Genomic DNA, 20,554 nt, shown 5'->3' with positions numbered 1-20,554 from the left:
GCCTTTCTTTTTCCATCGCGGCAAGGAGCCAGGATGCAGACCACAGAACTTGCGCTTGAAATCAGCGCCGACCAGGGGCGGCTCGACCTGCCGCTGATCCACCGCTTCTTGTCTGAAGAGGCCTACTGGTGCCGTGGCATTCCCCTTGCCACCCTGCAGCGGGCCATCAACCATTCGCTCTGCTTTGGCGGCTACCTCGGCGGCCAGCAGGTCGCCTTCGCCCGGGTCATCACAGACCGCGCCACCTTCGGCTATCTGGCCGATGTGTTCGTGCTGCCCGAGTATCGCGGCCGCGGCTACAGCAAGGCACTGGTGGCAGCCATACTCGACCATCCCGAACTGCAGGGATTGCGTCGCCTCTCCCTCGCCACCTCCGATGCCCACGGCCTCTACGCCGGTTTCGGCTTCGTGCCGCCCGCCAGCCCCGGCAGCCTGATGGAGATCTACCACCCCGATATCTACCAGCGCACCTGAATGGTCGGCTGCCGATAATTCCCGCCGGATCATGCTTCTCGCCCCTGCGCTGTGACGCGGGGGCCCGACAGTGCTAGATTGGCAGCCAGCTTTTTATCCGGCAGTTTCGTTAATCACAAGGACGGCAACCGTGGCCCAGCACTCTCCCTCTTTCTCCGCCTTCTCCCCCCTGCTGCAGGAGCTGGCCCAGCGCCACTGGCAACGGCTGACTGAACTGGCCCCCAACTACGGCACGCAACCCGAGCCGGTGCGCCAGACTCTGCTGACCCTGCTCGGCCTCTCCGATTTCGTCGCCGATTCCCTCTTCAAACAGCCGGAGTTGCTGACCGAACTGCTCGCCTCAGGAGATCTGGATCAGGCCGAGCGCTGGCCTGCCTACCAACGCGATCTGGCCGCCCTGCTGGCCGAGGTGGACGACGAGGAGGCGCTCAAGCGCATCCTGCGCCAGTTCCGCCGCAGCCGCATGCTGGTGATCGCCTGGCGCGAACTGCTGGGTCATGCCGAGGTGGAAGAGAGCTTTATCCACCTCACCAGGCTGGCGGATGCGCTCATCTGCTCCGCCCGCGACTGGCTCTACGCCAAGCAGTGCAACGAGCTGGGCACCCCGATGGATGGCAACGGCAACCCGCAGCCGCTGCTCATTCTCGGCATGGGCAAGCTGGGGGGCGGCGAGCTCAACTTCTCCTCCGACATCGACCTTATCTTCACCTTCCCCGAGAACGGCTACACGGTCGGTGGGCGGCGCGAGCTCGCCAACCAGCAATTCTTCATCAAGCTGGGCCAACGCATCATCAACGCCCTGCACCAGAGCACGGTCGACGGCCAGGTGTTTCGGGTTGATATGCGCTTACGCCCCTTTGGCGACGCGGGTCCGCTCGCCATCTCCTTTGCCGCCATGGAGGATTACTACCAGCACCACGGCCGCAACTGGGAGCGCTACGCCATGGTCAAGGCGCGGGTACTGGGGCCCCAGAGCGAACACGCGGTCGAGCTGGCCGAGATGCTGCGCCCCTTCGTGTTTCGCCGCTATATCGACTTCGGCGTCATCGACGGCCTGCGCCAGATGAAGGCGATGATCGCCGCCGAGGTGCGCCGCAAGGGGCTGGAGGGCAACATCAAGCTGGGGGCTGGCGGCATTCGCGAGGTGGAGTTTATCGCCCAGGCGCTGCAGCTTATTCGCGGCGGTCGTGAACCTGCGCTGCGGGTACGTCACCTGCCCGAGGCGCTGGCCGCCATCGCCCAGTGCGGCGCCCTCGAAGCCGACCACTGCGACCGCCTGCTGACGGCCTATCGCTTCCTGCGCCGGGTCGAGAACATCTTGCAGGAGATCGGCGATCAGCAGACCCAGACCCTGCCCACCGAGGAGCGGGATCGCCAGCGGCTCGTCACCGCCCTCGGCTTTACGGACTGGGGTGCCTTCATGGCCCATCTGGATGAGGAGATGGCGGCCGTCCATCAGGAGTTCGCCGCCGTGGTGGGGGAAGAAAAGGAAGCACCCGCCCATCTGGAGCAGCTCTGGCTCGATCTGTGGCGCACCGAGCTCGACGCCGCCGAGCTGGAGCAACTGCTGGCCGCCCAAGGGGTGGCCGAGCCCGCCTCGCTCTGCGCCGCCCTGCTCCGCTTCAAGGAGGAGTACAAGCGCCGTCAGGTCGGCCCGCAGGGGCGCATCGCGCTGGACTGGCTGATGCCGGAGCTGCTGCGGCTGGTGGTCGCCAGCGAGCAACCCGCCCGTCTGTTCGAGCGGGTGTGCGAACTGCTGACCCGCATCTTCACCCGCAGCGCCTATCTGCAGCTGCTGGCGGAAAACCCGGGCGCCCTGCGCCAGCTGGTGCGACTGTGTGACGCCAGCCACCTGGTGAGCGAGCAGCTGGCCCGCTACCCGATTTTGCTGGACGAGCTGCTCGATCCCCAGCACCTCTACCACCCCACCCCGCTCGATCAGTACAAGCCCCAGCTGCGCCAGTTCCTGCTGCGCATCTCCGAAGAGGACGTGGAGCAGCAGATGGAGGCGCTGCGCCAGTTCAAGCAGGTGCAGCTACTGCGTATCGTGGCGGCCGACATCGCCGGCGCCCTGCCGCTGATGAAGGTGAGCGACCACCTCACCTGGCTGGCGGAGGCGATCACCGAAGAGGTGGTCAATCAGGCCTGGGCCCAGATGAGCGAACGCTACGGGGTGCCGCCCGAGGTGGCGGTGAGCGGCCAGCGCGGCTTTGCGGTGGTGGCCTACGGCAAGCTGGGTGGCATCGAGCTGGGCTACGGCTCGGATCTCGACCTGGTGTTCCTGCACGGTGGCGACCCCAACAGCTACACAGATGGTCGCAAGCCCATCGACAGCCGCCAGTTCTACCTGCGCCTGGCCCAGCGGATCCTGCACCTGTTCAGCACCCGCACCCCGTCCGGCATCCTCTACGAGATCGACATGCGGCTGCGCCCCTCCGGCGATTCGGGCCTGCTGGTCTCGTCGCTGTCAGCCTACGAGCTGTATCAACAAAACGAGGCCTGGACCTGGGAGCATCAGGCGCTGGTGCGGGCCCGTCCCATCTATGGCGATGAGGCGGTGATCGCCGAGTTTGCCCGCATTCGCCGCGCCGTGCTGGCCAAGGAGCGGGAGCTGTCGACCCTGGCCCGCGAGGTGCGCGAGATGCGCCACAAGATGCGGGACCACCTGCTGAAAGCGGGCGCCGACGAGTTCGACCTCAAGCAGTCCCCCGGCGGCATGGTGGACATCGAGTTTATCGCCCAGTATCTGGTGCTGGCCCACGCCTGCGGCGAACCCGATGCCCTCACTCGCTGGTCCGATAACGTGCGCATCTTCGACGAGTGCGTGCTGGCGGGAGTGCTCACCTTGGAGCAGGCGGAGGGGCTCAAGCACGCCTATCTGGAGATCCGCAACCTCGGCCATCGCCTCAACCTCTCGGAGGTCTCCCGCAAGGTGGGAGACGACCAGTTGCTAACCGAACGAGGCCATGTGCTGGCGGTCTGGCAACAGCTGCTGGGGGAGTAAACAAAAGGGGCGCCGAGGCGCCCCTTGTTGCATTCACTCTCGGGTCAGGGTCAGCGCCCGCCGGCCACGTCGATAAAGGTGCCGGTGACGTAGGAAGCCTCGTCAGAGAGCAGCCAGGCGATGGCGGCGGCCACTTCGGCCGGCTGACCGCCCCGTTGCAGCGGGATCTGCCCCTTCACCCGATCAACCCGACCAGGTTCGCCGCCGTCGGCGTGCATGTCGGTGTAGATGAAACCCGGACGCACCCCGTTGACCCGGATCCCCTGGGCCGCCACCTCCAGCGACAACCCCCTGGTCAGCACGTCGACGGCCCCCTTGGCGGCGGCATAGTCCACGTACTCCCCCGCCGACCCCAACCGGGCGGCGGCCGAGGAGACATTGACGATGGCGCCCCCCGCCGTCATCCGGCGCACCGCCTCGCGGCAGCAGAGAAAGCAGCTGGTGACATTGGTGGTCAGGGTATGGTTGATGCGCTCGGCGCTCATCTCCAGCACCCGCATCTGCGGCTGCAACCTGCCGGCGTTGTTGACCAGATGGGTGATGGGGCCAAGCCGCGCGTCCATCTCCTCGAACAGACGCACCACCTCGGCCTCCACCCCGACATCCGCCTGCACCGCGATGCAGCTGACCGGATGGTGGGCCAGGATCTCGGCCACCAGCGCCTCGGCACTGGCCTTGTCATGACGATAGTTGAGGCACAGATGATAGCCCTGCCCCGCCAGATGGCGGGCGGTGGCGGCGCCAATGCCTCTGCCGCCGCCGGTGATCAGCACTCGTTTGTTCATGGACCCTCCTGGTCATGTCGCGCACGGTGGCACTGCGAGATGGATGGCAGCCGTGTCAGGCCGGGCCGTGATCCATCACAGTCTCCACCAGCACCTTGTTGAAACGCAGATAATCCTCCTTGTCGAGCGGGGCCGGATAGCTCAGCACCCGCAGCGCATGTCCCTCGCAATCTGGCTGATAGGGCGGGTGCACGTGGTCATGATCGCTCAGGCAAAAGCCCAGCGACTGGTAGAAGCGCAGCCGGCGAAGGGAAATCTCGTCCTCTGGCGGATCTATCTCCAGGATGACCGGGCATCCCGCCGTCTCGCAGAAGGCGGCAAGCAGGCGTGAGCCGTGGTTCTGGCCGCGCAGGGCCGGGTTGATGGCCAGATGCTCGATGTAGATCTGCTCACCGCAGTCCCACCAGAAAATAAAGCCGAGCAGCTGCTCGCCCTGATAAAAGAGCTGACAGTGAAAGCGGGAGTCTCCCATCTTGCGTTGCTGATGCTGCGGCAGGCGCTGTTCGTAGCGGGGAAAGCTGCTGCCGTAGATCTGCCAGACCAGTGGCCAGTCCGGATGGGATATCTCTCCTGCGATTTCACTTCGACTCATTCATCTGCTCCTTGGTAAAACCACAGTGATACCATCTTTGTCCGGCCCAAACACCCCTCTCTTTCACTACCGGCGCGTCCCCGCCTCCCGGCCAAAACGCACAGAGCCCGCACGGGGCGGGCTCTGCATGGCGATAAAACAACAGGGCTAGGCTATTTGAACAGGCCCTTGAGCAGCTGATCGGCCACCCCCTTCACCCCTTCGTTGTCGGCCTTGTCACCCAGCAGCTTCTTGAGACCGCGCTCGGCCTCCTTGCGGGCCTTCTCCTCCAGCAGCTTGTTGTTGCTGAGCAGTGCTTTCACATCGAGCCGGTAACTCGGCGCCTGCCAGTGGCCGCCGATACGCACAGGTATGGTGATGTCCTTGAGCTCGTCCACATCCTTGCCCCCCTGCCCCTTGCTGCTCTCCACCACTGAGGTGAGGAACAGGAAGTCGAGGGTCTCCGGCACCAGAGCGGTCTGGCCCTGCCCCTTCACCCGCAGGGCGGGGGCGAACAGCTGGATGTCGTCGCTCTGGGCAACCCCGTCAGCAATCCGGAAGCTGGCGGTGAGGGCGCTGAAGTCAGTCTTGCGCGCCTCCTTCATCTGATCCGCCCCCTTGCCGGTCAGGGTGGCCCGCGCCTCGCGGATCATCTCCGCCAGGTTGATGCCGTGCAGGGCGCCATCGCTCAGCTTGAGGTTCACCTTGCCCTGCATCCGGCTGCGCAGCGCCAGTTCGGAGAGGCCGGCCCCCTGCACCTCGACCTCGAGATCCCCCTTGCCCTCCAGCAGATCGGTCTGGGCCAGGGTCTGCAGCAGCGGCCGCACATCGACCCCCTGTACCTGCTTGTGGGCCTGATAGCGAGCCGGCTTTTGCCGCGCATCGAGCACGCCGCTGGCGGTCACCTTGCCACCGGCCACGCCGGCGCTGAACTGCTTGAGGGTGAGCTGGCCACCGGTCAGGGCGAGCTGCAGGTCGACGGCGCTCAGATCCAGTCCCTTCAACCGCACACTGCCCAGCTGCAACCGGCCGGCCAGATCCACCGACTTGAGGGCGGTCAGATCCGGTTCGGCCGTGGAGAGCGCCTTGGCGGCGGGTGCGGCGGCCTGCGCCGTCGTCCCGGCCGGGGCTGCAGCGCCCGAACTGGCCGCGGCGGGTGCGGTCTTGGCCGGCTGACCGAGCCAGCCGTCAAGATCCAGCTTCTCCCCCTTGAGGTCGAATTCCCCCCTGGGCACGGCGCCCAGCTGCACGCTGCCGTTGCCGCTCAGCAGGGCGTCATCCACCCCCATCACCAGGTTGGTCAGGGTCACGCTCTGCTTGTCGAGCTCGGCGCGGGCAAAGCCCGCCAGCTTCACCTGCAGTTGCGGGCGTGGCAGGGCATCACCAGTGAGTTTGGCGGCCAGCACGGCATCCGACACCTCCAGCAGTTGCCGGTTATCATCAAGCCGCGCCTTGAGAGTTCCCTCCAGGGTGCCGGCCAGGGTCGGCTTGTCCGCCGCTCCCTGGGCACCCTGCAAGTTGAGCGTGAGGCTGCTCCACTCCCCCAGCGCCAGCCGGTCGGCCTTGAGGGAGAAGGCGTCGAGCCGCTGCACAGGATCCTTCAGGCTCCCCTCCAGGCTGAGATCCTTGAGTTCGCTGCGGCTCTCATCCTGAGCCAGCTTGAGCTGGGCCTGCCCCTTGAGATCAAATGCCAGCTCCCCCTGGGCCCCCTTGGCGGCCAGGGTCACCGGCACCCACTGATCCACCACCAGCTGGCCCAGGTTCAGGTCCAGCTGTTCGAGGCGAGATACTGTGCCGTTGCGATCATCCTGCAGCAGGGCGCTGGCCTGTTGCAGCTCCACCCCTTGCAGGCTGATCTGCCAGGGCTGCTTGTCACTGGCGGCCGGGGCAGCCGGCTGACTCTCGCCCGTCGGCGAGGCATCCGCCCCCTGTTTGGCCGTCTTGATGAGATCGCTCAGGTTGGAGCTGCCGTCAGCCTTGGTCTGGATAAACAGGTGGGCACCACTCAGGGTTACCTTGCCTATCTCAAGCCGGTGGGAGAGCAGCGGCAGCAGGCCCACCGAGGCCTCCCCGCGCTCGAAGCGCACCAGGTCGGGCTCGGCAAAGCCTGCGGGGTTGCGCAGCGCCACCTTCTCGAGAGAGAGGCCGAGGCTTGGCCAGAAGCGCCAGCCGATCGCCCCCTCCATCACCAGCTCGCGGCCGGTGCTCTTGCGCACCTGCTCCACCAGCTGAGGCTTGAACTGATTGGGGTCGATGAGGGACACCAGGGCGGTGATGGCCACCACGGCCGCCAGCGCCAACCCCAGCAGGATGTAGATGATCTTCTTCACGATGGACTCCTTGAATGCGGATCTTGTGACTGACTATACCACCGGGGGGATAACAGATGGGGCCCGTCTGCCAAAACGGGCCACCGGCGAGACAGGGATGGTCGCAGGTCGGCGTTCAAACGCGCGGCAATAAAAAGGGCCCCGCAGGGCCCTGATGATAGTGGATGGCTGGTGCCCCTCTCGCCCGGATCAAGGTTGACGCGGCAGCTCCCGGTAGCCCATCTCGTACAGGGTGAAGGCATAGATGTCCGCACTCTGCTCAATCAGCTTGGCCACCGGCGTACCCGCCCCGTGCCCGGCATTGGTCTCGATGCGGATGAGCTGGGGATGGGGGCCGGCATTGTCGGCCTGCAGGGTGGCGGCAAACTTGAAGGAGTGGGCCGGCACCACCCGATCGTCGTGATCCGCCGTGGTCACCATAGTCGAGGGGTAGCTGACCCCGGGTCGGACGTTGTGCAGCGGCGAGTAGCCCTTCAGGTAGTCGAACATCGCCTCGCTGTCGGCACTGGTGCCGTAGTCATAGGCCCAGCCCGCCCCGGCGGTGAAGGTGTGGTAGCGCAGCATGTCGAGCACCCCCACCGCCGGCAGGGCAACCCGCATCAGATCCGGCCGCTGGGTCATTACCGCCCCCACCAGCAGACCGCCGTTGGAGCCACCGCGGATCGCCAGCCGATCGGTGCGGGTGTAGCCCTCGGCCTTGAGATACTCCGCCGCCGCGATGAAGTCGTCGAACACGTTCTGCTTGTTCATCCTGGTGCCCGCCAGGTGCCAGGCCTGGCCGTACTCGCCCCCCCCGCGCAGGTTGGCCACCGCATAGACGCCCCCCAGATCCAGCCAGTTGGCCACCGACACGCTGAAGCTCGGGGTCAGGCTCACGTCGAAACCGCCGTAGCCGTAGAGGATGGTCGGGTTGCTGCCATCGAGTTTCAGCCCCTTGCGGTAGCTGATGATGAGCGGCACCCGGGTGCCGTCCTTGCTCTGGTAGAAGCGCTGCTCGGAGACGTAATCCTCTGGCTTGAACGGCGCCGCCGAGGCGCGATAGAGGCTGATGGCGCCGCTCTTGGGCTCGAACCGGTAGAGAGTGGGCGGCTGGGCATAGTTCTCGAAGCCGAAGTAGAGGGCGGGATCATCGTGCTTGCCGTTGAAGCCGCTGACGCTGCCAAGGCCGGGCAGCGTCACCTCGCGCACTCGCTTGCCCTCGTAGTCGAACTGCTCGACCCGGGCGGTGGCATCCACCATGTACTCGGCAAACAGATAGCCGCTGCCGCTGTGCACCGTCAGCACCTGCTGACGCTCGGGGATGAGATCCCGCCAGTGGCTCGGGCCCGGGTTGGCGGCATCCACCGTCACCAGCCGGCGGTTGGGGGCGTCCCGGTTGGTCAGCAGATAAAGCGTGCTGCCCTTGTTGTCCACCAGGCTCACGTCCGCGTCCAGCTCTCCCTGCACTGTCAGCAGCGGCGCGTTCTCCTGGCTCAGATCCTTCACATAGAGGCGGTTGCCGGAGGTGGAGTTCGCCGCCGAGATGAGCAGGAAGCGGTCATCCTCGGTGACGGTCGCCCCCACGTAGCGGTGGTGCTGGGCCGGGATGGCGCCAAACACCAGCCGGTCATCCTCCTGCGCCGTGCCGAGCCGGTGGAAATAGACCTTGTGCTGATCGGTCCTGGCCGACAGCTCGCTGCCATCGGGCTTGTCGTAGCTCGAGTAGAAGAAGCCCTCGTTGCCGAGCCAGCTGATGCCGCTGAATTTCACGTCCTTGAGGGGGGTCTCCAGCGGCTGCTTGCTCTCCACGTCCATCAGGTGGATCTCGCGCCAGTCGCTGCCGGCCAGCGACAAGGAGTAGGCCAGGATGCGGCCATCGCGGGAGAAGCTCAGCTGATCCAGCGCCGTGGTGCCGTCGGGGCTGAGGGTATTGGGATCGAGGAACACCTCCGCCGGCTTGCCCTCCTGCTGGCGCCACAGCACGTTCTGGTTCTGCAGGCCGTCGTTCTTGAAGAAGTAGTGGTAGCGCCCCTCGCGAAACGGCGCCCCCTCCTTGGCGTAGTTCCAGAAGGCGGCCAGCTTCTCCTTGATGGCGGCGCGATACGGGATCTGTGCCAGATAACCCTGGGTCACGGCGTTCTGGGCCTTGACCCAGGCCTCGGTCTCGGGGCTGCGATCATCCTCCAGCCAGCGATAGGGGTCGGCCACGGCCTGACCGAAGTAGTGATCCACCTGCTCACCCTGGCGGGTGACGGGGTAGTGAAGGCGCGTTTTCCCTGACATGGCATCCTCTTGGGTTGGCTGGCCGCTGCACGCACAGAGCAGTGACAGGGCCAGCAGGCTGACAATGGCTCGCATCGATGCGGCTCCCTGCGGTTTCAGTGAAGCGGGCAGGTTAGCAAAGAGTGCCGGACGGCCCAACCCCCCAGCGGGTGACCAGGCGACATGAGCGGGAAACCGCCACAACCCGGAGAAATCGGAGTCATATGAATTTTTTTGCTTAGGTTTGCCAGTTTATTTTGTTTGTTATCCGGCACTTGGGTCACAGGATGGAATAAGCGACTGACCATCTCGACTCATTCAGGATAAAGCATGCCGTACAGCTACCTATCACATCTGCGTTGCAGCAAGACCGGCGAGATTGTGGATGCCGATCAGCCCCAGCAGCTGAGCCCGGTCGGCGCCCCCTTGCTGGCCAGCTACGACCTCGAGGCCCTGAAGCAGGCCTGGCATCCGGCCGCCCTGCTGGGGCGCCCCGCCAGCCTGTGGCGTTACCACGAGCTGCTGCCGGTACGCGACCCTGCCCAGGTGGTCACCCTGGGGGAAGGCTTCACCCCGCTGTTGCCGCTGCCGCGTCTCGGCAAGCAGGTCGGCATTCCGGATCTCTGGATGAAGGATGAGAGCCTCACCCCCACCGGCTCCTTCAAGGCCCGCGGCGCCGCGGTCGGCGTCTCCCGCGCCCGCGAACTTGGCGTCACCCACTTCGCCATGCCCACCAACGGCAACGCCGGTGCGGCCTGGGCACTCTACGGCGCCCGCGCCGGCTTGCGCAGCACCATAGTCCAGCCGCAGGCGGCCCCCGCCATCACAAGACTGGAGAGCGCCCTGGCCGGTGCCCGCCTCTATCTGGTGGACGGCCTCATCAGCGACGCCGGTCGCCAAGTGGCCGAGGCGGTGGCCGAGCAGGGGCTGTTCGATGCCTCCACCCTCAAGGAGCCCTATCGCATCGAGGGCAAGAAGACCATGGGGTTTGAAATCGCCGAGCAGCTCGGCTGGACCCTGCCGGACGTGATCCTCTACCCCACCGGTGGCGGAGTCGGCCTCATCGGCATCTACAAGGCGCTGCGGGAGTTGCAGGAGCTGGGCTGGGTGCAGGGACCGCTGCCGCGCCTGGTGGCGGTGCAGGCGAGCGGCTGCGCCCCCATCGTCCAGGCCTGGCAGCAGGGGGAGCGCGAATCGCGCTTCTGGCCCGACTCCCAGACCCTGGCGTTCGGCATCAACGTGCCCAAGGCGCTGGGGGATTTTCTGGTGCTGGACGCCCTCTATCGCACCGAGGGCTGCGCCGTCGCGGTGGAAGATGGCGCCATCCAGCGCGAGCTGCGTCAGCTCGCCTCCCAGGAGGGCTGCTTCGTCTGCCCGGAAGGGGCGGCCGCCTTCGCCGCCGCCCGCCAGCTGCGGGAAGCGGGCTGGATCCAGGGGGGCGAGCGGGTGGTGGTGCTCAACACCGGTGCCGGCATCAAGTACCCGGACGCCATCACAGTCGTGCCCCAGCGGCTGCGCCGCGACGGGAGGATCCCGGCATGAGCTTCGACTGGTCTTTTGTTCTCACCACCCTGCCGGCGTTCGGCCAATCGGTCTGGGTCACCCTGCAGCTCGGCGCCATCGTGATCCTCACCTCGCTCGCCGTGGCGCTGCTCAATGTGACGCTGCAAAGCCTGCACAAGCCCTGGCTGAACGGGGTGATCCGCGCCTATGTGGAGCTGGCCCGCAATACGCCGCTGCTGATCCAGCTGTTCTTTCTCTACTTCGGGCTGCCGGCGCTCGGCCTGTCGCTGTCGGGCTTTGCCACGGCGGTGATCGCCATGACCTTCCTCGGCGGCGGCTACCTGACCGAGGCGTTGCGGGCAGGCGTTCAGGCAACCCCCCCCAGCCAGCTGGAGGCGGGGCGAGCCATCGGCCTCTCCCGCTGGCAGCTGCTGCGCCACGTGCAGCTGCCCCAGGCCTGGCTCGCCAGCCTGCCGGCGCTGTTTGCCAACTTCATCTTCCTCTTGAAAGAGACCACGGTGGCCTCGGCGGTGGCGGTGCCCGAGCTGCTCTACACCACCAGGAACTACATCGCCCTCTACTACAAGACCTACGAGATGCTGGCGGTGCTGACCTTGATGTGCGTGCTGATCTTTCTGCCGCTCTCCCTCGCTCTGCGCATCGTTGAAAGGAGGCTGCAACATGGTCAGTTCGGTCATTGAGCAACTGATGCAGGTATCGATCGTTCTGCTACCGCTATCACTCGTCACCGAAGCGCAGGAAAGGAGGGATCAATATGGTCAGTTCGGTCACTGAATCGCTGATGCAGGCGAGGATCCCGATGTGGGCACTTACCTTCCTGCTGCCACCGTCACTCGTCACCAAGGCACAGGAAAGGAGGGATCAATATGGCCAGTCCGGTCACTGAGCAGCTGACACAGGCGCTGCCGCTGCTGGCGGTGGGCGCGGGTCAGACCCTCGCCATCTCGCTGCTCGCCATCCTGTTCGCCACCCTGGGCGGGGTCGGTTACGGCGTGCTGGCCCAGCAGGGGGGAAGGCTGACGCGGGTAGTGTTGCGAGTCTATCTGGAGCTGTTTCGGGTGGTGCCCGTGCTGGTCTGGCTCTACCTCTTCTTCTTCGGGCTGCCGATCTTCTTTGGCCTCGATATTCCGGCCTTCTGGTGCGCCGTGCTGGTGCTCGCCCTCTGGGGCGCCAGCGAGGTGGGCGAAGTGGTGCGCGGTGGCCTCAACTCCCTCGCCCGCGGCCAGCAGGAGGCCGGCCTGGCGCTCGGGCTCTCCCGCTGGCAGCTCTATCGCCACGTGCTGCTGCCCCAGGCGCTGCAACGGCTGACGCCGCCGACCATCAACATCTACACCCGCATCATCAAGACCAGCTCGCTGGCGGTGCTGATCGGGGTGGTGGAGGTGATCAAGGTGGGCCAGCAGATCATCGAGCGCACCTATGGCTCGCTGCTTATCTACGGTCTGCTGTTCCTGTTCTTTTTTCTGGTCTGCTATCCGCTCTCGCTCGCCTCGCGCCGGCTGGAGCAACAATGGGGTAATGCGGTATGACACCTCTGCTTGAGCTCAATGCTGTCAGCAAACAATTCGGCCAACACCGGGTACTGGACGAGGTCAGCCTCACGGTGAACGCCGGAGAAGTGATCGTCATCCTGGGGCCGAGCGGCTGCGGCAAGAGCACCTTGCTGCGCACCCTGAACGGGCTCGAACCCATTCAGGGGGGCGACATTCGCTTCGATGGAGAGCGGCTGGATGCCAGCACTGACTGGCAGCGACTGCGCCAGCGCATCGGCATGGTGTTCCAGAGCTATCACCTCTTCCCCAACCTGACGGTGCTGGAGAACGTGCTGCTCGGCCCCCTGCAGGTGCAGAAGCGGGAGCGGCAGGAGGCCCTGCTGCAGGCGGAACAGCTGCTGACCCGCATCGGCCTGTGGGAGCGGCGCCACGACTATCCGCGCCAGCTCTCCGGCGGCCAGCAGCAGCGCATCGCCATCGTGCGGGCTCTGTGTATGAACCCCCAGGTGATGCTGTTTGACGAGGTGACCGCTGCGCTGGATCCCGAGATGGTGCAGGAGGTGCTGGAGGTGATCCGCGATCTCGCCGGCAGTGGCATGACCCTGCTCATCGTCACCCACGAGCTGGCCTTCGCCCAGGCGGTGGCGGATCGCATCGTCTTCATGGACGGCGGCCACATCCTGGAGCAGGCAGCCCCCCATCAATTTTTCGAGAACCCGCGCAGCCAGCGTGCCCACCAGTTCCTCGCCAAGTTTTCTTATACAAATGTCATCAAACGAAAGGAGTCAGCATGAAAAAAATCACCTCGGTTCTGTTCAGTGCCCTGTTGGGACTGGGTCTCGCCAGCGGCGCCGCCCAGGCGGCGGACGGTTCCCTCGACAAGATCAAGGCGCGTGACAAGCTCATCGTCGGTGTCTTCACCGACAAGCCCCCCTTTGGCTACGTGGACGAGAAGGGCAACTACGTCGGCTTTGACACCGACCTCGGTCGCCGTTTCGCCAAGGATCTGCTGGGGGACGAGAACAAGGTCGAGTTCGTGGCGGTGGAGCCCGCCAGCCGCATCCCCTTCCTGCAGAGCGACAAGGTGGATCTCATCCTCGCCAACATGACGGTGACCCCGGAGCGGCGGCAGGTGGTGGACTTCACCAACCCGAACCTGCGAGTGGCGGTACAGGTGCTGGTGCCACAAGGGAGCCCGGCCAAGCAACTGGATGATCTGGCCAGCAAGACCCTGATCGTCACCACCGGCACCACGGCCGACATCTGGCTGACCCGCAACCACCCGGACTGGAAGGTACTCAAGTTCGAGAAGAACACCGAATCCCTGCAGGCGCTGGCCCAGGGCCGTGGCGACGCCTATGCCCAGGACAACCTGGTGCTCTTCAGCTGGGCCAAGGAGAACCCGGGCTATCGGGTGCTGCCCGAGAAGCTGGGCTCGGAAGCCCCCATAGCGCCGGCGGTGAAGAAGGGCAATATCGAGCTGCGTGACTGGGTCAACGACCGTCTCGCCAAGCTGGGGGAAGAGAAGTTCCTGCTGAAGCTCTACGACCAGTATGTGCGCGATCACTTAAGCGCCGATACCGACCCGAACGACGTGATAGTGGAAGGAGGCAAGTGGCAGGGTTGAGCCTGCCGAGAGAAGTGCTGAGAGTGTGATGTGTGTGAAATCTTGGTTCCGTTGGTCCGCAAACCGCAAGGTTTGACCTTTCAGGCGTCCCCCTCGGGTGGCGCCTTTTTTTCGCATGGGAAAAAGAACCGGGCCAGGGGCCCGGTTGAAAACCCGCGCAGAGCAGGCTGTGTCACGTCGATGACACGGTTCAGGCTGCCGGACTGGCACGGGATGCCGTCCGGCCAATTCGCCGCGCCGCCTAGGCGGGATGAGCCCTCGGCAACGCCGGCGAATGGGGTGGCGCAGCGGGCGCCGAAGAGAGTGCCTACTCCCGCTCCAGGGCGTGGATGGGGTCCATCCGCGCCGCCCGCCGCGCTGGGAAGAAGCCGAACAGCACGCCGATGAGGCTCGAGCAGAAGAAGGCCATCAGCACGGCGTCCAGGGAGTAGCTCAGGGTAAACTGGCTGCTGAAGTGCTCGAACAAGACGCCGACCAGCAGGGAGAGCAGCACCCCCGCCGCCCCGCCCAGCAGGCAGACCAGCACCGCCTCGATCAAGAACTGCTGTAGTATGTCGCCGGTTCTGGCCCCCACCGCCATCCGCACGCCGATCTCGCGGGTGCGCTCGCTCACCGACACCAGCATGATGTTCATCACCCCGATGCCGCCCACCACCAGGGAGATGAGCGCAATCATGGCGATCAAGAGAGTCAGGGTGGCATTGGTGCTGGTGATCGCCTGACGGATGCTGTCGGTGTTGAGCACGAAGAAATCCTGAGCGCCGTGCCGTTCACGCAGCAGGCGGCTGATGCCATCCTCGGCGGCGGCCAGCGCCACCTCATCCTGCACCCGCACGCTGATGCTGCGCAGGTAGCTCTGGCCCAGCATCCGCGTCATGGCCGTGGTGTGGGGGATCCAGACGTTGAGGTTCTCGTCGCTGCCAAAGCCGCTCTGGTTGCGGGCCACCACCCCGATCACCCGGCACGGCAGGCTACCCAGCAGGATCACCTGACCGAGCGGCGACTCCCCCGCGGCAAACAGGCGCGCCAGGCTGTTCTCGTCGATCACTACCTCCTGCGCCATGTCGGCCACGCTGGTGGCATCGAACAGCATGCCTTGCAACAGTCGATAGCCGCGCACCTGGAAGAACTGCTCCCCCACCCCGTTCACCGAACCCAGTACCGCCTGACTGCCCCGGCGCAGGGTGACGCTGGTGGCCAGGCTGGGGGTCACGCTGTGCACATAACCAAGCCCGGCGAGGGCCTCGGCATCCTCCACCCTGAGGGTCTGGACCGCCTCGGCCCGCCGATCGCCAAAGCCGCTGCCGGGGAAGATCTCCAGGGTGCTGGTGCCCATGGCATTGATGTTGGCCAGCACCTGCTGCTGGGATCCGCGCCCGAGCGCCACCACAGACACCACGGCGGCGATGCCGATGATGATGCCGAGCATGGTGAGGAAGGTGCGCATGCGCTGGGCCTGCATGGCCAGCAGCGCCATCTTGAAGGCGGCGCCGAGCCGCCCGGCCAGACCGCCACGCGCCCCTTCGCCGACCCGGGACCCAATGTGCGCGGGAAGCGGCTGTGCCGGCTCATGACGACGATCGGCCACCACCTCGCCATCTTTCAGCTCGATGATCCGCTCGGCCTGCTCGGCGATCGCCATGTCGTGGGTCACGATCACCAGCGTATGCCCCTCGCGGTGCAGCCCATTCAATATGCCGAGCACCTCGGCCCCGCTCTGGCTGTCGAGGGCGCCGGTCGGCTCGTCCGCCAGGATCACCTGACCGCCGTTGATGAGGGCGCGGGCAATGCTGACCCGCTGCTGCTGGCCGCCGGAGAGCTGGCTCGGCTTGTAGTCGAGCCGGCTGCCGAGCCCGAGCCGCTGCAGCAGGCTCTCGGCCCGCGCCTTGCGCGCATCGCCGGCCAACCCGGCATAAAGGGCGGGCAGCGCCACGTTGTCGCGGGCACTGAGATCCCCCAGCAGGTGGTAGCGCTGAAAGATGAAGCCGAAGTGCTCGCGGCGCAGGGTCGCCAGCGCATCGGCCGCCAGCCGGCTCGTCTCCCGTCCGGCCACCCGGTAGTCACCCTCGCTCGGCTGATCGAGGCAGCCCAGAATATTGAGCAGGGTTGACTTGCCGGAGCCGGAGGCGCCGACGATGGCCACCATCTCGCCCCGCGCTATGGTCAGGTCGATGCCCTTGAGCACCTCGACGCGCCGCTCCCCGTCGCCAAAATGGCGGCGGATACCGCTCAGTTGCAGCAGTGGTTCTCTCATCATCACATCCCCATGGGCGGACCCATCCGCCCGCTCTGCTGGTGCTGGGCCGTCAACTGGCTCACCACCACGGCCTCCCCCTCCGCCAGCCCGTCCAGGATCTGGGCATCCACCTTGTTGTTGAGGCCGACCTTCACCTGCCGCCATTGCGGGCGACCGCCCTCATCCACCACCTGTACCCGCCCCTCGCTCAGGGCGATGGCCGGGATCACCAGGGCGTTGCGTTCGGTCGCCAGCACAATGTGCACCTGGGCCGTCATGCCGATGCGCAGGGCCCGCTGCGGATTTTCCACCTCGAACAGGCCGTTGTAGTAGACGGCCGTGCTGGTCGAACTGCTGCTGGTCGTGTCGTCGTTGATGGTGTCGGGGGCGGGCTCGATGGCGCGCAGGCTGGCCTGGTAGCGCCGCTCGGGCGCTCCCAGCACGGTGAAATAGCTGGGCAGTCCTGTCTTCACCCTGATCACGTCCGCCTCCGAGATCTGCGCCTCCACCGTCATGGTGTCGAGCCGCGCCACCTTGACCATGGTCGGGGTACTCTGCACCGCGTTGACCGTCTGCCCCTGCTCCACCGGGATCGCCACTATGGTGCCCGCCATGGGGGAGACGATGCGGGTGTAGCCCAGATTCACTTTGGCGGTATCGACCGCGATGCGGGCCTGCACCGCCTGCGCCGTCAACGCCCGGATGTCGGCACGGGTGGCCGTCAGGGTCGCCTCCGCGCTGTCGTAGTCGGCCTGACTGCCCAATCCCCGAGCCAGCACCTTGCGCTGACGCTCGAAGACCAGCTGGTTGTTGCGCAGAGTTGCCCGGCGCGAGGCCAGCTGGGCCTGCACGTTGTCGAGGGCGGCTTCGGCATCTTTGAGGGCGTTCTGCTGGGTGAGATCGTCGATCTCGACCAGCAGATCGCCCTGCTTCACCTCGTCCCCCAGTGCCACATGCAGCGCCTTGATCTGCCCCGATACCTGGGCCCCCACACTCACCAGCTTCTGGGCCTGCAGGGTGCCGTCGGCCAGCACGCTCTGCTCCAGATCCCGCCGCTCGACCGAAGCCGTGATATAGGCGGCTGCCGGCGCCGCCGTGGAAGGCAGCCACAGCCAGCCGGCGCCGAACAGCAGCAGGGCGGGCAGCAGCAGGCGAACAACGAGAAGACGGACAGGGGTCATCGCGGATATCCTTGGCTAAAACAGAGGATGAAACAGACCCGGGCAATCTACTCCAATGTCCGGTTAAGCCTCTTGCAGGGCAGTGTAAGGATTGCGTAAAAGCAGCTGCCAGGCGGAGACGGACACGGGAAAATGGCGCCAACCCGAGACGGAGAAGAGCGATGAAGATCCTGCTGGTGGACGATGATCTGGAGCTTGGCACCATGCTGAGCGAATACCTGGGCGGCGAAGGCTTTGCCACCACCCATGTGCTGACCGGCAAGAGCGGCGTGCAGCACGCCCTCTCCGGCAACTATGCCGCCGTGGTGCTCGACATCATGCTGCCTGACCTGAACGGCAGCGAGGTGCTGCGCCAGATCCGTCGCGACAGCCGGATCCCCGTCATCATGCTCACCGCCAAGGGGGACAATATCGATCGGGTGATCGGGCTCGAGATGGGGGCCGATGACTATGTGCCCAAACCCTGCTACCCGAGGGAGCTGGTGGCCAGGCTGAGGGCCGTGCTGCGCCGGGTCGAGCCAGCCCCCGCCCATCCGGGCAAAGAGCAGGGCCTGCGCCTTGGCGAGCTGGTGCTCTCCCCCGCCACCCGTCAGTGCCACTGGCAAACGCAGCCGCTGGAGCTGACCGCCACCGAGTTCAACCTGCTGGAGCTGCTGCTGCGATCGCCGGAGCGGGTGGTCAGCAAGGATGAGCTCTCCCTGCACGGGCTCGGCCGCCCACGCGAGCCCTATGATCGCAGCGTCGACGTGCACATCTGCAATATCCGCCAGAAGCTGCAGGCCCTGGCGGGGGACGCCATCGGCATCGAGACGGTGCGCAGCATAGGATACCGGCTGGCATGATCCTCAAGGGGCGCCTGTTCTGGAAGATCCTGTTCGGCTTCTGGTTCACCATCATCATGATGAGCCAGCTGCTGTGGGTGGCGTTCAGCCTCTATCGCCACGAAGGGCCGCCGGAGCAGCGCATGGCCAACCAGCTGGCCGAACGCCAGCTGGAGGCGGCCGCCAGCCTGCTGCAGCGACAGGGACCGGCTGCAGTCGCAGCCCTGCAGGCCAGCTGGCCGGCTCAGGAGCGAAGGCTGCTGCAGCTTGAACCGATCACAACAGAGCCAGCCACGACGCTGGGCGGCCGCATCCTGCTGGGGGCCGATGGCCAGCGCTATCGGCTTGACTATGACGGCGCCGGCCTGCAGCAGTTGCTGGCCCCGCCCCAGCCCCATCGCAACTGGCTCAACATGCCGCCCCCCATGTGGTGGATCGGCGGGCTTGGCGGCCTCTTCTTCAGTGCCCTGCTCGCCTGGCACCTGACCCGTCCCATGAACCGCTTCCGACAGGGGTTCGCACGCCTCGCCCAGGGAGATCTGGCAGTGCGCCTCTACCCCGCCATGCGGCGGCGCCACGACGAGATCAGCGATGCGGCCCGCGACTTCGATGCCATGGCCGAACGGCTGCAACTGCTGGTGGAGAGCCGCGATCAGCTGCTGCACGACGTCTCCCATGAGCTTCGCTCCCCCCTTGCCAGGTTGCAACTGGCCATCGGTCTTGCCCAGCAGGATCCGGCCAGGATCGAGGGTTCCCTCGAGCGGATCCAGCTCGAGACCCAGCGCATGGACAAGATGATCGGCGAACTGCTGACCCTCACCCGTGCCGGCCATGGCGAGCGGGACGGCGAGGAGTATTACGATCTGCAGGGGCTGGTCGACGCCGTGGTGAGCGATGCCCGCTACGAGGCGCAGCACATGGGCGTCGAGATCAAAACCTGGGTAGATGAGACCCGGGAGTACACGGTCTGCGGACAGGCTGAGTTGATCCGCCGGGCTCTCGACAATGTGCTGCGCAATGCCCTGCGCTTCTCGCAGGCGGGCCAGTGCATCCACCTGACCCTGATGCACCAGGGCAGCGAGTTCGTCATCGAGGTGGCGGATCAGGGGATGGGGGTGGATGAGAGCAAGCTCTCCAGCATCTTCGATCCCTTCGTGCGGATCGGCTCCCCCGCCGCAGGCAAGGGCTATGGGCTGGGCCTTGCCATCACCCGCAAGGCCATCCAGGCACAGGGCGGGCAGGTCGAGGCCAGAAACGGCGAAGAGGGCGGCCTGATCGTCACCCTCCACCTGCCGGGCTAGCTGCTCCGCCCAGTCATCACTGCTGCTGGTTAGCCCCGCAGCCGCTGCAATTGACTGATGGCGGCGCCGGTAGAGCGAAAGGCAAACTCGGCAGGGGCAAGGCCGGCCAGCTTGCGCCACTCGCAGGCTGCCACATCATCGGCCGCCACCACCAAAGGCTTGTGCGCCAACTCCAGCAAGAACACGGTATCGCAGGTATGATAAACCACATCGTCATAGGGATAGACGTTGGCATAGGAGCCCAGGTAGCGCGGCGTCTCTCCCGCCAGATCCAGCCCCAGCTCCTCCTTGAGCTCCCTCACCAAGGCTTCCTCCAGCGATTCGCCGGGATCGACGAAGCCGCCCGGCAGATCCAGCAAGCCCCGGCCTGGATCCCGAGCCCGTACCGCGACCAGCAGCTCGTCCTGCCAACACAGTGCCACCATCATGGCCGACGCCACATTCTGGAAATAGTGAAAACCACAGCCACAGGCAAACTCTTTCTCGCTGCGCTGTTGCAGCGTTCCGGAACCACAACGGGGACAAAACATAGGAGACTCTCATCTGACACCAAAGGCGCATTGTATGCCGAACCCCATCCATGATGGAAAGCCTTGAGGCACAACCCCCATAACGTGATAAATCAGCGGGATATAAAAGAGGGAGAAGAGGTAATACAGCGGGAAGCAAACGAAAAGAAGCCCAGTCTGTCGACTGGGCTTCTTAAGTAGTGGCGGAACGGACAGAGTCCGGCTCAAGCACAAGGGACAACAGACAGGGACCGAGTTGCCAGTGGCAAGTCGCAGCCCTGGCGGTTGTCTCTTGTTTCCTCATCCCGTTTGCAAAAGCCAGATAGCAAAAAGGCCTTCCCGTCAGGGAAGGCCTTTCAATTTAGTGGCGGAGCGGACGGGACTCGAACCCGCGACCCCCGGCGTGACAGGCCGGTATTCTAACCGACTGAACTACCGCTCCGCATTCGGTTAGCTT

16 protein-coding genes and 1 tRNA gene are annotated in these 20,554 nt (G+C 65.5%); 9 read left to right on the top strand and 8 right to left on the bottom strand.

Annotated elements, in window-relative coordinates; translation table 11 throughout:
• Positions 1 to 33: 33 nt before the first annotated feature.
• Both AB5Y81_RS20960 and glnE read left to right on the top strand, forming a co-directional pair.
• A complete protein-coding gene (locus AB5Y81_RS20960; RefSeq protein ID WP_017779337.1) occupies positions 34 to 474 on the top strand; it encodes a GNAT family N-acetyltransferase in 441 nt (146 codons plus the stop codon).
• 130 nt (positions 475 to 604) lie between these two features.
• Positions 605 to 3,478, top strand: a complete 2,874-nt coding sequence (gene glnE / locus AB5Y81_RS20955) for a bifunctional [glutamate--ammonia ligase]-adenylyl-L-tyrosine phosphorylase/[glutamate--ammonia-ligase] adenylyltransferase (protein WP_279484841.1) — start codon at positions 605 to 607, stop codon at positions 3,476 to 3,478.
• 50 nt (positions 3,479 to 3,528) lie between these two features.
• On the opposite strand, the gene AB5Y81_RS20950 is transcribed toward glnE, so the two are convergent.
• From AB5Y81_RS20950 to AB5Y81_RS20935, 4 genes are all read right to left on the bottom strand, one after another.
• Entirely contained in the window at positions 3,529 to 4,263 is a 735-nt protein-coding gene (locus AB5Y81_RS20950) for an SDR family oxidoreductase (protein WP_279484842.1), read from the bottom strand.
• Positions 4,264 to 4,318: 55 nt separating this feature from the next.
• Entirely contained in the window at positions 4,319 to 4,855 is a 537-nt protein-coding gene (locus tag AB5Y81_RS20945) for a GNAT family N-acetyltransferase (protein ID WP_279484843.1), read from the bottom strand.
• Positions 4,856 to 5,007: 152 nt separating this feature from the next.
• On the bottom strand, positions 5,008 to 7,164 hold the full coding sequence (locus AB5Y81_RS20940) for an AsmA family protein (protein WP_279484844.1): 2,157 nt from the start codon (positions 7,162 to 7,164) through the stop codon (positions 5,008 to 5,010).
• Positions 7,165 to 7,353: 189 nt separating this feature from the next.
• Positions 7,354 to 9,501: a prolyl oligopeptidase family protein gene (locus AB5Y81_RS20935; RefSeq protein ID WP_279484845.1), complete on the bottom strand. Its 2,148-nt coding sequence runs from the start codon at positions 9,499 to 9,501 to the stop codon at positions 7,354 to 7,356.
• Positions 9,502 to 9,735: 234 nt separating this feature from the next.
• Here AB5Y81_RS20935 and AB5Y81_RS20930 point away from each other — a divergent pair, with 234 nt between their 5' ends.
• The 5 genes from AB5Y81_RS20930 to AB5Y81_RS20910 all read left to right on the top strand — a co-directional run bounded on the left by AB5Y81_RS20930 (position 9,736) and on the right by AB5Y81_RS20910 (position 14,049).
• A complete protein-coding gene (locus AB5Y81_RS20930) occupies positions 9,736 to 10,947 on the top strand; it encodes a threonine synthase (RefSeq protein ID WP_279484846.1) in 1,212 nt (403 codons plus the stop codon).
• Positions 10,944 to 11,609, top strand: a complete 666-nt coding sequence (locus AB5Y81_RS20925) for an amino acid ABC transporter permease (protein ID WP_368146813.1) — start codon at positions 10,944 to 10,946, stop codon at positions 11,607 to 11,609. Before AB5Y81_RS20930 ends, AB5Y81_RS20925 begins: the two co-directional genes overlap by 4 nt.
• 186 nt (positions 11,610 to 11,795) lie before the next feature.
• Positions 11,796 to 12,458 carry an amino acid ABC transporter permease gene (locus AB5Y81_RS20920; protein ID WP_244366403.1) on the top strand — a complete coding sequence of 221 codons (663 nt, stop codon included), beginning with the start codon at positions 11,796 to 11,798 and terminating at the stop codon, positions 12,456 to 12,458.
• Positions 12,455 to 13,216, top strand: a complete 762-nt coding sequence (locus AB5Y81_RS20915; protein ID WP_279484847.1) for an amino acid ABC transporter ATP-binding protein — start codon at positions 12,455 to 12,457, stop codon at positions 13,214 to 13,216. Before AB5Y81_RS20920 ends, AB5Y81_RS20915 begins: the two co-directional genes overlap by 4 nt.
• Complete coding sequence (locus AB5Y81_RS20910; protein ID WP_279484848.1) at positions 13,213 to 14,049, top strand: transporter substrate-binding domain-containing protein; 837 nt, start codon at positions 13,213 to 13,215, stop codon at positions 14,047 to 14,049. The genes AB5Y81_RS20915 and AB5Y81_RS20910 overlap by 4 nt, the downstream gene beginning before the upstream one ends.
• 307 nt (positions 14,050 to 14,356) lie before the next feature.
• Here the strand turns inward: AB5Y81_RS20910 and AB5Y81_RS20905 are convergent, their stop codons facing one another.
• Together AB5Y81_RS20905 and AB5Y81_RS20900 are read right to left on the bottom strand one after the other, a co-directional pair.
• On the bottom strand, positions 14,357 to 16,303 hold the full coding sequence (locus AB5Y81_RS20905; RefSeq protein WP_368146811.1) for a MacB family efflux pump subunit: 1,947 nt from the start codon (positions 16,301 to 16,303) through the stop codon (positions 14,357 to 14,359).
• A 2-nt stretch (positions 16,304 to 16,305) separates the two neighbouring features.
• The gene (locus tag AB5Y81_RS20900; protein ID WP_201881440.1) at positions 16,306 to 17,466 is read right to left on the bottom strand and encodes an efflux RND transporter periplasmic adaptor subunit; all 1,161 of its coding nucleotides are present in this window, start codon (positions 17,464 to 17,466) and stop codon (positions 16,306 to 16,308) included.
• A gap of 161 nt (positions 17,467 to 17,627) precedes the next feature.
• Between AB5Y81_RS20900 and AB5Y81_RS20895 the strand changes: the two genes are divergently transcribed.
• Complete coding sequence (locus AB5Y81_RS20895; RefSeq protein WP_017782370.1) at positions 17,628 to 18,308, top strand: response regulator transcription factor; 681 nt, start codon at positions 17,628 to 17,630, stop codon at positions 18,306 to 18,308.
• A complete protein-coding gene (locus tag AB5Y81_RS20890) occupies positions 18,305 to 19,588 on the top strand; it encodes an ATP-binding protein (RefSeq protein ID WP_279484850.1) in 1,284 nt (427 codons plus the stop codon). The genes AB5Y81_RS20895 and AB5Y81_RS20890 overlap by 4 nt, the downstream gene beginning before the upstream one ends.
• A gap of 29 nt (positions 19,589 to 19,617) precedes the next feature.
• Here AB5Y81_RS20890 and AB5Y81_RS20885 read toward each other — a convergent pair whose 3' ends face one another.
• Both AB5Y81_RS20885 and AB5Y81_RS20880 read right to left on the bottom strand, forming a co-directional pair.
• Complete coding sequence (locus AB5Y81_RS20885) at positions 19,618 to 20,118, bottom strand: NUDIX domain-containing protein (protein ID WP_279484851.1); 501 nt, start codon at positions 20,116 to 20,118, stop codon at positions 19,618 to 19,620.
• A 344-nt stretch (positions 20,119 to 20,462) separates the two neighbouring features.
• A tRNA-Asp gene (locus tag AB5Y81_RS20880) sits at positions 20,463 to 20,539 on the bottom strand.
• Positions 20,540 to 20,554: the final 15 nt, after the last annotated feature.

This window comes from Aeromonas sp. s2 (assembly GCF_040907935.1).
GTDB lineage: Bacteria > Pseudomonadota > Gammaproteobacteria > Enterobacterales > Aeromonadaceae > Aeromonas > Aeromonas dhakensis.
This window is presented reverse-complemented; position numbering and strand designations above follow the sequence as displayed.

What these genes read in the sequence shown, in the direction of transcription:
- AB5Y81_RS20960 (WP_017779337.1), top strand. Translation starts at nt 34, where the DNA reads ATGCAGACCACAGAACTTGCGCTTGAAATCAGCGCCGACCAGGGGCGG.
- AB5Y81_RS20950 (WP_279484842.1), bottom strand. Translation starts at nt 4,263, where the DNA reads ATGAACAAACGAGTGCTGATCACCGGCGGCGGCAGAGGCATTGGCGCC.
- AB5Y81_RS20945 (WP_279484843.1), bottom strand. Translation starts at nt 4,855, where the DNA reads ATGAGTCGAAGTGAAATCGCAGGAGAGATATCCCATCCGGACTGGCCA.
- AB5Y81_RS20935 (WP_279484845.1), bottom strand. Translation starts at nt 9,501, where the DNA reads ATGCGAGCCATTGTCAGCCTGCTGGCCCTGTCACTGCTCTGTGCGTGC.
- AB5Y81_RS20930 (WP_279484846.1), top strand. Translation starts at nt 9,736, where the DNA reads ATGCCGTACAGCTACCTATCACATCTGCGTTGCAGCAAGACCGGCGAG.
- AB5Y81_RS20925 (WP_368146813.1), top strand. Translation starts at nt 10,944, where the DNA reads ATGAGCTTCGACTGGTCTTTTGTTCTCACCACCCTGCCGGCGTTCGGC.
- AB5Y81_RS20920 (WP_244366403.1), top strand. Translation starts at nt 11,796, where the DNA reads ATGGCCAGTCCGGTCACTGAGCAGCTGACACAGGCGCTGCCGCTGCTG.
- AB5Y81_RS20915 (WP_279484847.1), top strand. Translation starts at nt 12,455, where the DNA reads ATGACACCTCTGCTTGAGCTCAATGCTGTCAGCAAACAATTCGGCCAA.
- AB5Y81_RS20910 (WP_279484848.1), top strand. Translation starts at nt 13,213, where the DNA reads ATGAAAAAAATCACCTCGGTTCTGTTCAGTGCCCTGTTGGGACTGGGT.
- AB5Y81_RS20905 (WP_368146811.1), bottom strand. Translation starts at nt 16,303, where the DNA reads ATGAGAGAACCACTGCTGCAACTGAGCGGTATCCGCCGCCATTTTGGC.
- AB5Y81_RS20900 (WP_201881440.1), bottom strand. Translation starts at nt 17,466, where the DNA reads ATGACCCCTGTCCGTCTTCTCGTTGTTCGCCTGCTGCTGCCCGCCCTG.
- AB5Y81_RS20895 (WP_017782370.1), top strand. Translation starts at nt 17,628, where the DNA reads ATGAAGATCCTGCTGGTGGACGATGATCTGGAGCTTGGCACCATGCTG.
- AB5Y81_RS20890 (WP_279484850.1), top strand. Translation starts at nt 18,305, where the DNA reads ATGATCCTCAAGGGGCGCCTGTTCTGGAAGATCCTGTTCGGCTTCTGG.
- AB5Y81_RS20885 (WP_279484851.1), bottom strand. Translation starts at nt 20,118, where the DNA reads ATGTTTTGTCCCCGTTGTGGTTCCGGAACGCTGCAACAGCGCAGCGAG.